A 13451-nucleotide genomic window follows, 5' to 3' on the forward strand; every position below is an offset into this window, starting at 1 on the left:
CAGTTGCGGTTAACGACAAATTGCTTGTTCCTTGTGTAAAATCGGTTCGTTTTTTGACTCATTTGTCTTATCTGCATCCTTGAAAGCTTCTGATATCCGATTGGCAATAGTCCCATATTGTCTATTGTTTTCCCTTGATGATGTAGATGAAATATTTGAAAGATTACTCTCTCTTTTGTTGGCTTTGCATTCTTTGTAACACTTGTATCCTGCGACTGGTAATAAAACAAGGGTTCTTGCCACGCAATACAATGCTTTGAACATTGAGGCCAATATTCTGAACGTAAAGGATAAAATACAAAATAAACCGATTAACTCTTTCATTTTCGTTCCTCCAGTGTTTTTATTTTTATCTTAACGCTGAAAATTGTCTATACCACGCCTACTTTTTCCGAAATAATAATTTATTGGCAACTCTTTTCTCAAGTAGAATGAAGAAATGTTTCCAAATTATGCCAGAAAGCATCCGTCGGTACTTTAGAAATTTTCAGAATGGCAGAAGATATGCGATTCAAATTCAAATTCACATCGGTCAATACTAGGTCGTATTGGTTGATCAGTGTATAGTCTAAAGAAAAAACATCTTTTTCATAAATATCGATTTTCTTAAAAGAAGGGTACTTATTCAAAATCAAGTTCTTATATAAAATAGGCAGTCCCATTTCTTGTGAACTTAATAACAAAATAGACCGTTCTTTTAATTTTGGCTCCACTTGATGCAGTAATTCATTCGAAGAGACAATCAGCTCCAACAGTAATTCTTTTAACAAAAGTTCATTTTTCCGTACAGAGGACAAGTTAGAGATAATCAATGCACTTTGATAAGCTTCCCATATCTGGACTTTTTTCTTTAGGATTTTCTTATAAAAGATATCTGCATAGCTGACTTTGAAAAAAGTCAATTCTTTATAAAAGGTAATAAAACTGGTAAAATGCAAAACCTTTTCAGGTGTGACCGTTTCATTGATATTGGAAAGATAATAGAAATGTTTAAGAAACAGTTCTACTCTTCTGAGCATATACTCATCCGTTTCAGCTGGATTGGTAAAAAGCAGACTGAGATATGGACTCAAAATATTTTCTATATTTTCTCTACTGATCACAAATTTATAATTTCGCCGATTGTAAAATTAAGCTAGACAACTAAAAAAGTCATTTGTGCTACACTCAAAATAGTTCCGACCAAAGAATTATAAGGAGTGAGTACAAATGACCTATACCCATCTTACAACGGATGAACTTGTAATAATAGAGTCTTATTTCAAAATTAATCAATCTGTTGCTAAAACTGCCCATTGCTTGAATCGTTCAAGACAAACGATCCATAAAGTATATCTGTTCTTCAAGCAAGGAAAATCAGCCTTAGAATATTATCAACAGTATAAGAAAAACAAATCAAACTGTGGTAGACGTCCGCTTGTTTTACCCGAGGAACAATCAGAATATATTCAAAGAAAGGTTGTTCAAGGATGGACACCCGATGTGATTGTTGGTCGTGCAGCGTTTCCTATTAGTTGTTCTGCTCGTACCATTTATCGTATGTTCAAAAAGGGGCTATTTGATTCTTCTGACTTACCGATGAAAGGCAAGCGTAAACCGAATGGACATCAAGAAAGACGTGGAAAACAAACTTTCCGCCGCTCTATTCATGAACGTGAAAAGGATTATAGCCAATTCTCAAATGAGTTTGGTCACCTTGAAGGTGACACTATCGTAGGTCTGAAACATAAAAGTGCTGTAATTACCTTAGTTGAACGATTATCAAAAGTTATCATCACATTGAAACCGTGTGGTAGACAAGCGATTGATATTGAAAAAAAATTAAATCAATGGTTTGAATCTGTACCGAAAAACCTATTCAAATCCATCACTTTTGATTGTGGAAAGGAATTTTCAAATTGGAAACAGATCAGTAATGTCAATGATATTGCCATTTATTTCGCTGATCCAGGAACGCCGTCTCAAAGAGGCCTAAACGAGAATTCTAACGGATTGTTACGTAGAGATGGTTTATTGAAATCTATGGATTTCAATTCAGTAGATGAATTTTTTATTCAATCTGTCGCATCTAAACGAAATAATATTCCTAGAAAATCACTGGATTATCGAACACCTTTGGAAGTATTTTTGAGTTACGTAAGTATTGATGATCTGTCTAACTTAATTTGACAATTAAGATTTTGATTAATAAGTGTGCAGAAGACAGTATCACTCTTGATCGTTTCCATAATTGAATCAACGACAGCTGGTCGATCTGCCAGTTCCTCTTTAGGAATCAGATGGTCGTTCCCGATTCGAATGATCGAAGTAAAAATATAATAGACTGTATAAATGATTTTAGAAGAGCTAGCATCCCGTCCTTGCTTGATCAAACAGCGTTTCAACATTTTATAAATCATTTCAAAATAAGGAAGATCTTTTTCTTTGCAGATTTCTTTGAACATACTTGAGAAAAACTTGCGAATATAGATTTCATCACCGATGATTTGAAGTCTGGTGGTTAAGATGATTTGTATATCTAATCTTTCTTTTGAAAAGTACGTATTTATTTTGGTAATGATTCTCCTGACACTTGTCTTACTCAAAAATAATTTAGCTGAAATCTCAGTTAGTGATGGTTCTGAAATCAGAATGTATTTTAAGACTTCTATATAGATAGAATTATTTAGGATCTTGATAAAAATATCATCTAAATTGAGGTTACTGGGTATTTTCAACGTTACTTCTTTATACTGATTGACCTCGATGTACGCAGGAAAACAAGAAGAATTAAAATTATCAATATCTGCAATAATTGTTTTATCCGTTACTTTTAGCTCTTCCGCGAGGTCGTTGATCTCAGCCATATCCATGCTTAACAAGCAGATCAGCATGATTTGTCTCTCTAGTTGCTTTTCTAAAAATCCTACCATTTTTTTCTTCCCCTTTTCTCGTTTGCTATTAAATCTATCCTACAGTTATTTACGCTAGAATTTAGTATTTTTTTTTTCTATTTTGGAAAACCTGTTTCTTAAAAACTGTTTTTATATGTTATAATTATTATTTTTGGATAAACAGTATAAATAACTATATCTAATGGAGTATATATCAAAAAAATAAAAGAAAATGATCTTTTATTTTCGGAAACAAAAAATCGAATGAAGAGTAACTCCCTTGAAATATCATTTACAACCCTCGAAGATATAAATAAAAAAAACAATTTTATATAAAATAATTAAAAGTATAGTTGGTTTAATTTTCATTCAGTAGTTATATTTGCTATTTTAAATAACAATAATCTAAAGAACATAAGCATGGTATTTCTATCTAAGCTTTTTATTTATGTTTTATTTTTTTAATGTAAATATAGAGAGTACAATAAGGATTTATAAATACATAATTAAAAATAACAAAAATACAAAATATAAAACTATTTATTTTATAGTTATTACGTTATTTTAATTAACAAAAATATGAGGTCAAAGCATTCTGTTTTTGCTGTTTATTCTGCCTGTTGCTTAAAATTGTTGAACAAACATACAAATGAATCAATTTTCTCTATAACGTGGGATAATGATTAAGAGCGACTGAAAAGAAAGGAAGTGAAGGAGCGTTTTATCTATTATTTCTTAAAAACGCAGTTGGAAATATGACAGAAGATATAACTATGCTTGAAAAATTATCAGAAAGACAGTTAAGATTAGCCATGCTTTTGAGTATGGATTCATTTTATTTAGAAGACTTAGAGAAGAAAATTGCTGTAACAAAAAAAACACTCTTATCTGATATTGCCGCATTTAATTTTGTTCATTCTCCGGCATCTATTCATATCGACGAGCATCAGAAAGTTTCTTTGAGATTACCTTGTGAATATAATTTAGAAAGCATCACGAGTACTATCTTAAAACATTCAAGCCATATACAAGTGTTGAAAATCATTTTGATGCAAGAACCTTGTATTGCTAAACTAGCTGATCAGTTATTTATGAGTACAGCAAGTATTCGCAGAATCATTATGTTTCTGAATGAATCCTTTCAAAAGCGAGGATTTCTTTTTAGAATCCACACTACTCCATATGTACATATTCAAGGTGAGGAGAGACAAATACGTTTTTTCTACTGCAGTTTATTCGAGGAGATCTATACACCGGATCAACTTCCTCATTACCAAATATTGTCTGCAGCTATCAAACGATACATGAAACTTTATCCTCCATTAAACAAACTATCTGTCCACAAACAGCTGTTTTTGATTTATTATTTTTTGATTTCTATTATCCGGCTCGGAAAGAAACATAGATTATCCGATCAGTTGAAAAGCCAACCTCTCGAAATGGATATTGATTTATTTTTTGAGCGAACGAAAAATAACGTTACATTTTGCTCCGTTATGGAGAAAAATTATCATTTCTATTTAACTAAAGAAACAGCTAGTGAACTTTTGCGTCCAATCAGCCAGATGATCCATTTTGCTTCTGTAAAGGCGCCAGCTCATGAAATCAAAAAATTAAGAAATTTGTCACAAAATTTCTATCGTTCTTTATCTACTGATACGATGTTATCTGATCAGCAATTAAATTACTTGTATCATTTGATTTCTTTCAAGAAGGAGTTTTTACCTTTTCTAACCAATTCCTTTAAACAATTCTTTGTGATCGTCTTGAATTCGGATCCACTCATTCTTTCTTTTTATGAACAAGCATTAGTGGAAGAAAATTATTCGTTTATTCTAACCAATCGTCTATTATATGAAGAATTGCTGGAAGAACTGGTTTTGCTGTCTCCAGCTCTTATTGATCGAATCATTCCAAAAAAAAAGACATATACAGTCATGATCCTTTCTTCTCAAGAACCGAAAGTTTGTTTCTTATATAAGGAATTGTTAACTAAAAAATTTCCTGAGATAAAAGAAATAAAAGAATATCAGGATAGCTTTTTTGATTTGAACTATCGGTTGATCAATCAATATGATTTGGTTTTGACTGACTTTCCTTTAGATAGGAATCAGCTGAATACGAAGATAATCAAAATATCCAACTTCCCTGCTTATTCGTTTTGGGAAAATATCGAAGCCATCTTACATAAACAATGAAAAAATAAAAAGCCCGAAAATCAGTATACAGATTTTCGGGTTTTACATTGGTTTATTCAATAAAAAGCTACTAGAACTGCTAGTATTAAATTATCGCATCGTTACGAATTCTTCCGCTCCTGTTGGATGGATGGCTACTGTATTATCAAAGTCTTCTTTAGTTGCCCCCATCTTGATAGCCACAGCAAAACCTTGTAGCATTTCATCGACACCTACACCAATGGCATGCAAGCCGACAATTTTTTCTTCTTTTCCGACGCAAATCAATTTCATTTCGCATTTTTGGCGATATTCATTCAAAGCAAAGTACATTGGAGTAAAGCGTGAACGATAAACTTTCAGGTCATTTTCTCCGTATTTTTCCAATGCTTCTTCTTCTGTCAATCCAATCGTTGCAATTGGTGGATGCGTAAAGACGACTGTCGGAACAAGATTATAGTCAAGATAAGAATCTTTCTTCCCATTAAACAAACGTTCCGACAAACGTCGGCCAGCTGCGATTGCAACAGGAGTCAAATCTAATTTACCGATCACATCACCAACCGCAAAAATATGTTCATCCGTTGTGTTCTGGTATTTATCTACTTTAATAAATCCTTTTTCGTCCAATTCGACATTTGTATTTTCCAAACCTAAATTTTCAGTATTCGGCACACGCCCGCCTGCAAAAAGGACACAATCACCAGTTAAGGTTTCGCCATTTTCAAATAACACCGTGTATTCGTCATTGTTTTTAGTGATTTCTTTAGCCATATGATGTGCGTAAGTCTTGATCCCAGCTTCTTGGTACATTTGGATCAGATTGTCCGAAAGCATTTTATCAAACGTTCTAAGTGGACGTTCTTTTCGGTATGCCCACATGACTTCACTACCTAAACCACGAAATACACCTGAAAGTTCAGCTGCGATGTATCCAGCACCTAAAACGATTGCTCTCTTAGGTAATTCCCTTAATTCAAAAAATCCATTTGAATCAATGGCGTACTCACCACCAGGAATGCCCATATTGCTTGCACGGCCTCCAGTCGCAATCAAAATTTTAGGCGCATGATAAGTTTCACCGTTTACTTCAATCGTTTGACTATCGATAAAAGTAGCATATCCTTTTATAGCCTCGACATGATTGCTATCTAATCCTCTTTGGTAAGCACCGTGTAGAAAATCAATATATTTTTCTCGTCTTTCTACTAGACCAGCGAAATCAACACTTTTTAAATCTGCTTGGATGCCGTAACTTGGAGCATCGCGTTCAATTGTTTCCAAAATCGTACTTGCTTGCCACATGACTTTTTTAGGTACACAACCGACATTGACACAGGTTCCGCCTAATTCATTTGCCTCAATCAGCAAAACTTTTGCGCCATGCATCCCTGCTCTGTTTGCTGAAGCAATACCGCCAGAGCCGCCACCAATTACGATGTAATCATATAGTTGCATTTTGTTCCTCCTTATTGAAGAGATCAATCAAAACCTTTATTTAACGATCCTTTTTCTACAGAAAACAAGTGTAACACTTTTCTTAGATTTTGTATGCGAAGATGCTTGAAACAAAGATGTATCAGCTTTTTCTTTATTTGCGTTTCCGGATCATATCTCCAGGTTTCACTGGTTGTGCAACTGGCATGGCCAAAACCATCATTGGATTTGGTGCTCGGTCAATGGATTCCCCTTCTTCATTATGCATGATTTCGACTGTTTGACTGAAATGACTGAATCCTGGACCATAAAATTCGATTTCATCCCCTACAGAGAATAAGTTTCTCTGACGTATCGTAGCAATCTGTGTTGCCTCATCATAAGATAATACTTCACCGACAAATTTATATACTGGGATTTTACGACGTTCACCAAATAATTGCTCGTTTTCAGTTGGTGTATTGTAATAAAAGCCTGTAGCTAACTCTCGTTGTGCCACTTTCCATAACTCGTCGATCCATTCTTGTTTGCAGACATAGTTTTCAGGATCTTCCATATAGCTGTCTACAGCTGCTTTATAGACATTTGACACTGTAGATACATAATGGATCGATTTCATTCTTCCTTCGATCTTGAAGCTGTCTACGCCGTTTTCAATCAATTCTGGAATATGCTCGATCATGGACATATCAACTGCACTCATCGAGAATTCTTCTTCAATTTCTCCTGTATCAGTCAAACTATTTCGTTCTTGACCAAAAGGCATATCGAACAATCCATATTTCCAGCGACAAGATTGAGAGCATCCGCCACGATTCGCATCTCGCATTGACATATGGTTGGACAATGTGCAGCGACCAGAATAAGAAATACACATGGCTCCATGAATAAATGCTTCGATTTCGATATCCGTATTTTTACGGATTTCTGCCACTTCCTCCATTGAAACTTCACGAGCTAAAACGACACGTTCCAACCCTTCCTCTTTCCAGAATTCCAATGTCTCAAAATTGGTTGCTGAAGCTTGAGTAGATAAATGGATCGGCAGACCTGGAGCTTCTGTCGCGCAAATTTCGATCAAAGCTGGATCAGAAACGATCACTGCAGAAATACCAACATCACGCAGACTACGGAAAAATTCCCCAGCGCCTTCTTCATTTCCTTCATGGGTGACCATATTAGCAGCAACGTACACTTTTGCATCGTGTTCTTTTGCAAAAGCAACCCCTTCAGCCATTTCTTCATAAGTAAAATTACCTGCACGGCTTCTTAAACCATACGCATTTCCGCCAATATATACTGCATCTGCTCCATAATGGATCGCTGTTTTTAACTTTTCCAGTGTTCCTGCTGGCGCTAAGATTTCTGGACGTTTCAATTTTCTTTTTACTGTCATTTCATTCATCATGCTCCTTATTTGATAGCAGAAGGATCAATATAAAAGAATCCTGTATCTAATTCCCGGTTTTCAGGATGCAATTTGTTGATTTCGCTCGTCAATTTTTCTGCTTTTTCTTGATTCCAGCTACCTTCTAAAATTTGTTTTTTTGCTTCGGCGAATAGTTGAGTGATAGTCACGAAATTTTCGCCTGGAGTAAATAACCCGTCCAATTTCCATGTACGGTAATGATGCTGATAAAGTTCATTCAATTCATTCGAGAGATTTAGATCATCACTGGCAAAAATATGTGTGCCATGACTATCTTCATAAATAGAATAATGTGTCTCTTCTTTTTTTGGTTCCGAGATAAAAAGACCTCTTTCACGATCTTTTTGTTCGTCTTGCTTCGTATAGTTATAGTAATTCTGTAGCAGTGGACGTTTGGATTGATGGATGCATGTAGCACCATACACAAGGATTTCTACAGGAATGTCGAGTTTTTCTTCCATCGCCTTCATCTCTTCAAAAGGAACTTCACGAGCAAGTACTGCGCCAACTGCGCCTTTTTTCGCCCAGAAATTGATTTGACGTGCACTCGTTACTAATGTTTCAGCATCATAAATATACGGTATACGCAATTCAGGATTCTTTTTCATCGTATAAATGATACCTGTATCACCAACTGTGATCACATCTACGTTTATTTCTTTTAAAAAAGCCAAATATTCAGGTACATTTTTCATTTTTTCAGGATGAATGATCCCATTTACAGCAATATTTGCTTTTTTACCATGATTGTGTGCTAATTCTACTAATTGTCGCTGTTCTTCTCGTGTGAACGAAGCAGGCAGACGCAATCCAAATTGCTCTTCACCGAAATATAGTGTGTCTGCACCTGCAGCAAGCAACTGTTCTGCTTGTTTGATAGTCTCTACTGTGGTTATGAGTTCGATCATAATTTCCTCCTCCTACAACTTCATAATAGTAGCATAGCTCTAAAAACTTTCCAATACTTCTTCTATTTAAAGTCGGATTTTTGAAAATTATTTCACAAAAAGTCAAAATAAAGTTCGATATATTCTGTCCAAATATAAAAAGAGATTGAGACAAAAATCTTGTCACAACCTCTTAATCAAGTCTTACTATTATAAAAATTCAGTTAAATAGACCAAGTACCTATAGGGAACCTACTGTTTCCTTTTTAGGCCCGCGAACATTCAATGTGATCTTTCCTTTTGATGCACCTACTGTTACGTGGTCACCTAAGCGAATCTCTCCGCCAAGCAATGCCTCGCTCAATCGATCTTCAATTTCTTTTTGAAGTGCGCGACGGATTGGACGTGCACCATATTCAGGATCAAATCCGGCTTTCCCGATCACATCGATTGCAGATGGGGTGATTTTCACTTGAATATCTTGTTCTTTCAATCGCTTGATAATCGCTTTACTCATGATTTGGACGATTGTATGGATTTCATCTTTACTCAATGAATGGAAGACGACAGTCTCATCAATTCGATTCAAGAATTCAGGTCGGAAAGCTTTCTTTAACTCTTCTAAGATACGTTTTTGCATGGCTTTGTGATCCTTCGTGACATCTTGGACATTAAATCCGACATTTTTTTCTTCTCGAATTTGTGTCGCTCCGATATTTGAAGTCATAATCATGATCGTATTTCTAAAGTCCACTTTTCTACCTTTAGAATCTGTTAAATGACCATCATCCAATACTTGCAGAAGTAAATTGAAAACATCTGGATGTGCTTTCTCCACTTCATCTAAGAGAATCACTGAATATGGTTTTTGACGAATTTTTTCTGTCAACTGTCCACCTTCATCATACCCTACGTATCCTGGAGGAGAGCCGATTAATCGGCTTGTACTGTATTTTTCCATAAATTCTGACATATCAACACGGATCAGGGCATCTTCGCTTCCGAACATGACTTCTGAAAGTGCTTTGGCCAACTCTGTTTTTCCGACACCAGTTGGTCCAAGGAACATAAATGATCCAATTGGACGGTCAGGATCTTTCAAGCCGCTTCGTGCACGACGAATGGCGCGTGAAACTGCTTTGACAGCCTCATCTTGACCAACCACCCGTTCATGCAGGAGACCTTCCAATTCTAACAAACGTTCACTTTCTTTTTTCTCCAACTGCTGTAGAGGGACACCAGTCCACTCCGATACAACTGTAGCAACATCTTCTTCCGTTACACGATCAGAATATCCTTGTTCTTGTTTTGCTTCGATTGCAGAAACTTTTTGTAGCTTTTTACGTAGTGCTTTTTCTTGTCTACGTAATTGCGCAGCATTTTCAAAGTCTTGTTTTTGGATCGCTGCTTCTTTTTCTTGTACTAATTCATCAATTTCTAATTTGATTACAGTTGATTTTGTTAAGTGATCGGTTTGATCCAAACGGACTTTCGCCGCTGATTCATCAATCAAATCAATAGCTTTATCAGGTAGTTGACGAGAAGTGATATAACGAACAGAAAGATTAACTGCTGCCCGCACAGCTTCATCTGTAATCTCTACCCCGTGGTGCTCTTCATATCTTGAACGCAATCCTTGAAGAATCTCTTCCGCTTCTTCAGGAGTTGGTTCATCTACTTGAATTCGTGCAAAACGCCGTTCTAATGCAGAATCTTTTTCGATATATTTTTGATATTCGTCTAGAGTCGTTGCTCCAATCGTTTGTAATTCTCCTCGAGCTAACGCCGGTTTCAAGATATTCGAAGCATCAATTGCTCCTTCTGCGCCACCTGCACCAATTAAGGTATGCAATTCATCAATGAACAAGATTACTTGACCATCATTATAGATTTCGTCAATGACTTTTTTCATTCGATCTTCAAATTCACCGCGGTATTTCGTACCAGCAACCAAAGATCCCATATCAAGCATCATCAGGCGCTTTTCTTGCATGTCTTCTGGTACTTCACCTAAAATGATTTTTTGAGCTAACCCTTCAGCAATGGCTGTTTTACCTACGCCAGGTTCACCCACCAATACAGGGTTGTTCTTTGTCCGTCGGCTAAGAATCTGGATAAGCCGTTTCACTTCTCTAGAACGTCCAACAACTGGGTCCAACTTGTTTTCTTTTGCTAATTTCGTTAAATCACGTGCTAATGAATCTAGTGTAGGCGTGCCTTGTGGTGTTTGCCGTTTATCTTGTATATTTCTACGACGATTCATTCCCTTTCCACCCGAATCACCAGCTAGTCCCATTTTTTGTTTCAGAACTTGTCGGGCTTTTGAAAGGCTGATACCTAAGTTGATCATAATTCGAGTAGCCATGATACTTTCATCTTTTAATAAGCTCATCAAAATATGTTCTGTTCCAACTTTTTGAGAACCCGTTTTCTTTACTTCGCTACTAGCTAAAGCAAAAACTTGTTTCATTCTTGGAGAATATGGAAGAAAGACTCCTTTAGGGTAAGAACGGATACCGCCATAACCAATCAGATGTTCAATTTCTTCATAAATTTCTGTCTCATTCAAATCCATTTCACGTAATACTTTTCCAGCAATTCCATTTTGTTCAACTACTAACGCTAGTAAAACATGCTCTGAACTAACTGATTGATGTTTCAATCGTTTTGCTTCTTCTTGTGCAATTTCTAATACCGCTTGGGCTCTTTCAGTAAAAAGTTCTTCCATCTAATCTCACTTCCCATCTTCATAACTTAAACGTTCCAGAAATGCTCGGAGAATCCGAGCACGTGTATGATCTTCAAATTCATTGAAATTCAATGTGTTTTTTGCAATTGCACTTAACATCAAGTTTCCTTCTTTTTTTGTAATTATTTGGTCTTCATAAAGTTTTTGAATAATAGCAAAAGCATTTTTCTCACTGATTGTATCATCAAACAACTGATTTATCTGCTCAAGTAACTGTTTTTTATCTGATATTCTTACTTTCGCAATTCGTATATAGCCGCCACCCCCGCGTTTGCTCTCTACTAAATAACCGCGTTGGATGGTAAAACGGGTATTAATCACATAGTTGATTTGTGAAGGAACACAGTTAAAGAGGTCTGCCATTTCAATCCTTCGAATCTCGATCATTTCACTATTTTCCAGAATTTTCTTTATATATGATTCAATTAAATCCGAGGTATTCTGATGTGCCATCTTATTCATTCCCTTTGACTAATATTGACCTTAATTATAACGAATTTGGTAATAGAAAGAAAGAAGAACGCTTTTTGTTAAATAAATCCTTTAGAATCAACAAAAAAAAATACGGAATATGCTATTCCGTATCGACGCGCCCAAGAGGAGTCGAACCCCTAACCTTTTGATCCGTAGTCAAACACTCTATCCAGTTGAGCTATGGGCGCATATTCAATTTAAAAAAATTATAAATCATTTGAAAACAAAAAGCAAGATAAAAAAAATCGGGAAGACAGGATTCGAACCTGCGACCCCTTGGTCCCAAACCAAGTGCTCTACCAAGCTGAGCTACTTCCCGTTTAAAAAATAAAAAAGACTACGCGCCCAAGAGGAGTCGAACCCCTAACCTTTTGATCCGTAGTCAAACACTCTATCCAGTTGAGCTATGGGCGCATATTTGAAATGCCGAGGACCGGAATCGAACCGGTACGGTGATCACTCACCGCAGGATTTTAAGTCCTGTGCGTCTGCCAGTTCCGCCACCCCGGCGCGATTGCTTTGGCAAAGCGGAAAACGGGGTTCGAACCCGCGACCCCCACCTTGGCAAGGTGGTGCTCTACCACTGAGCTATTTCCGCGTGTTTAAAGATGCCGGCTAAAGGACTTGAACCCTCGACCCTCTGATTACAAATCAGATGCTCTACCAACTGAGCTAAGCCGGCATGTAAAACTTAAATTATGCGGGTGAAGGGACTTGAACCCCCACGCCGTAAGGCGCTAGATCCTAAATCTAGTGCGTCTGCCAATTCCGCCACACCCGCAAAAATATGAGCCGTACAGGGCTCGAACCTGTGACCCTCTGATTAAAAGTCAGATGCTCTACCAACTGAGCTAACGGCTCATATGGAGGTTAACGGGATCGAACCGCTGACCCTCTGCTTGTAAGGCAGATGCTCTCCCAGCTGAGCTAAACCTCCATGGATAACTTAAGCGTGGCGACGTCCTACTCTCACAAGGGGCAACCCCTCACTACAATCGGCGCTAAGAAGCTTAACTTCTGTGTTCGGCATGGTTACAGGTGTATCCTTCTCGCTATCGCCACCACACTGTGGTGTTATCTTTTATTGAGTAAATTTTGTTCACTCAAAACTGGATTTGAAGTCATATAAGTTTTTGCCGAGTTCTTTTCTTTTTAACCTATTGGTTAAGTCCTCGATCGATTAGTATCAGTCCGCTCCATACATCACTGTACTTCCACTCCTGACCTATCTACCTGATCATCTCTCAGGGATCTTACTTTCTTAAAGAAATGGGAAATCTCATCTTGAGGTGGGCTTCACACTTAGATGCTTTCAGCGTTTATCCCTTCCCTACATAGCTACCCAGCAATGCCCTTGGCAGAACAACTGGTACACCAGCGGTAAGTCCATCCCGGTCCTCTCGTACTAAGGACAGCTCCTCTCAA

General features: G+C 36.9%; 9 protein-coding genes, 9 tRNA genes, 2 rRNA genes and 1 pseudogene (1 of these 21 cut by a window edge). 2 read left to right on the forward strand and 19 right to left on the reverse strand.

All coding sequences use genetic code 11. The features are described from left to right. Positions 1-9: 9 nt before the first annotated feature. Positions 10-324 carry a hypothetical protein gene (locus AC1F25_RS09810; RefSeq protein ID WP_479994079.1) on the reverse strand — a complete coding sequence of 105 codons (315 nt, stop codon included), beginning with the start codon at positions 322-324 and terminating at the stop codon, positions 10-12. A gap of 98 nt (positions 325-422) precedes the next feature. Next, positions 423-1019, reverse strand: coding sequence for a hypothetical protein (locus AC1F25_RS09815; protein ID WP_244843388.1), 597 nt, complete (start codon positions 1017-1019; stop codon positions 423-425). A 190-nt stretch (positions 1020-1209) separates the two neighbouring features. Here AC1F25_RS09815 and AC1F25_RS09820 point away from each other — a divergent pair, with 190 nt between their 5' ends. Then, positions 1210-2169 carry an IS30 family transposase gene (locus AC1F25_RS09820; RefSeq protein WP_002336308.1) on the forward strand — a complete coding sequence of 320 codons (960 nt, stop codon included), beginning with the start codon at positions 1210-1212 and terminating at the stop codon, positions 2167-2169. Positions 2170-2177: 8 nt separating this feature from the next. On the opposite strand, the pseudogene AC1F25_RS09825 reads toward AC1F25_RS09820, so the two are convergent. Next, positions 2178-2912 (reverse strand): annotated as a pseudogene (locus AC1F25_RS09825) (helix-turn-helix domain-containing protein); the annotation flags it as partial. A 734-nt stretch (positions 2913-3646) separates the two neighbouring features. On the opposite strand from AC1F25_RS09825, the gene AC1F25_RS09830 reads away from it, so the two are divergent. Further along, the gene (locus AC1F25_RS09830) at positions 3647-5071 is read left to right on the forward strand and encodes an AcpB/EbpR/MafR family transcriptional regulator (protein ID WP_002320497.1); all 1425 of its coding nucleotides are present in this window, start codon (positions 3647-3649) and stop codon (positions 5069-5071) included. A 90-nt stretch (positions 5072-5161) separates the two neighbouring features. On the opposite strand, the gene gor is transcribed toward AC1F25_RS09830, so the two are convergent. From gor to AC1F25_RS09910, 16 genes are all read right to left on the reverse strand, one after another. Then, on the reverse strand, positions 5162-6508 hold the full coding sequence (gene gor, locus AC1F25_RS09835) for a glutathione-disulfide reductase (RefSeq protein WP_479994080.1): 1347 nt from the start codon (positions 6506-6508) through the stop codon (positions 5162-5164). Positions 6509-6641: 133 nt separating this feature from the next. Further along, complete coding sequence (locus AC1F25_RS09840) at positions 6642-7895, reverse strand: peptidase U32 family protein (RefSeq protein ID WP_002310597.1); 1254 nt, start codon at positions 7893-7895, stop codon at positions 6642-6644. Positions 7896-7900: 5 nt separating this feature from the next. After that, complete coding sequence (locus AC1F25_RS09845; RefSeq protein WP_151669072.1) at positions 7901-8824, reverse strand: peptidase U32 family protein; 924 nt, start codon at positions 8822-8824, stop codon at positions 7901-7903. A gap of 220 nt (positions 8825-9044) precedes the next feature. After that, positions 9045-11531, reverse strand: coding sequence for an ATP-dependent Clp protease ATP-binding subunit (locus AC1F25_RS09850; RefSeq protein ID WP_002310599.1), 2487 nt, complete (start codon positions 11529-11531; stop codon positions 9045-9047). 6 nt (positions 11532-11537) lie between these two features. Beyond that, positions 11538-12005, reverse strand: coding sequence for a CtsR family transcriptional regulator (locus AC1F25_RS09855; RefSeq protein ID WP_002310600.1), 468 nt, complete (start codon positions 12003-12005; stop codon positions 11538-11540). A gap of 135 nt (positions 12006-12140) precedes the next feature. Beyond that, positions 12141-12214: transfer RNA gene (locus tag AC1F25_RS09860), tRNA-Arg, on the reverse strand. Positions 12215-12271: 57 nt separating this feature from the next. Further along, a tRNA-Pro gene (locus AC1F25_RS09865) sits at positions 12272-12345 on the reverse strand. A 21-nt stretch (positions 12346-12366) separates the two neighbouring features. Continuing rightward, positions 12367-12440 (reverse strand) — tRNA-Arg (locus AC1F25_RS09870). Between the two features lie 10 nt (positions 12441-12450). Further along, a tRNA-Leu gene (locus AC1F25_RS09875) sits at positions 12451-12536 on the reverse strand. Positions 12537-12552: 16 nt separating this feature from the next. Further along, positions 12553-12624, reverse strand: a tRNA-Gly gene (locus AC1F25_RS09880). Positions 12625-12635: 11 nt separating this feature from the next. Next, a tRNA-Thr gene (locus AC1F25_RS09885) sits at positions 12636-12708 on the reverse strand. Positions 12709-12725: 17 nt separating this feature from the next. After that, positions 12726-12807, reverse strand: a tRNA-Leu gene (locus AC1F25_RS09890). 7 nt (positions 12808-12814) lie between these two features. Further along, positions 12815-12887 (reverse strand) — tRNA-Lys (locus tag AC1F25_RS09895). A 3-nt stretch (positions 12888-12890) separates the two neighbouring features. After that, a tRNA-Val gene (locus AC1F25_RS09900) sits at positions 12891-12963 on the reverse strand. 13 nt (positions 12964-12976) lie between these two features. Continuing rightward, positions 12977-13092 (reverse strand): 5S ribosomal RNA (gene rrf / locus AC1F25_RS09905). 94 nt (positions 13093-13186) lie between these two features. After that, positions 13187-13451 (reverse strand): 23S ribosomal RNA (locus AC1F25_RS09910); it runs 2650 nt beyond the window's last position.

The sequence above is a fragment of the Enterococcus sp. M-BR2 genome (assembly GCF_056612775.1).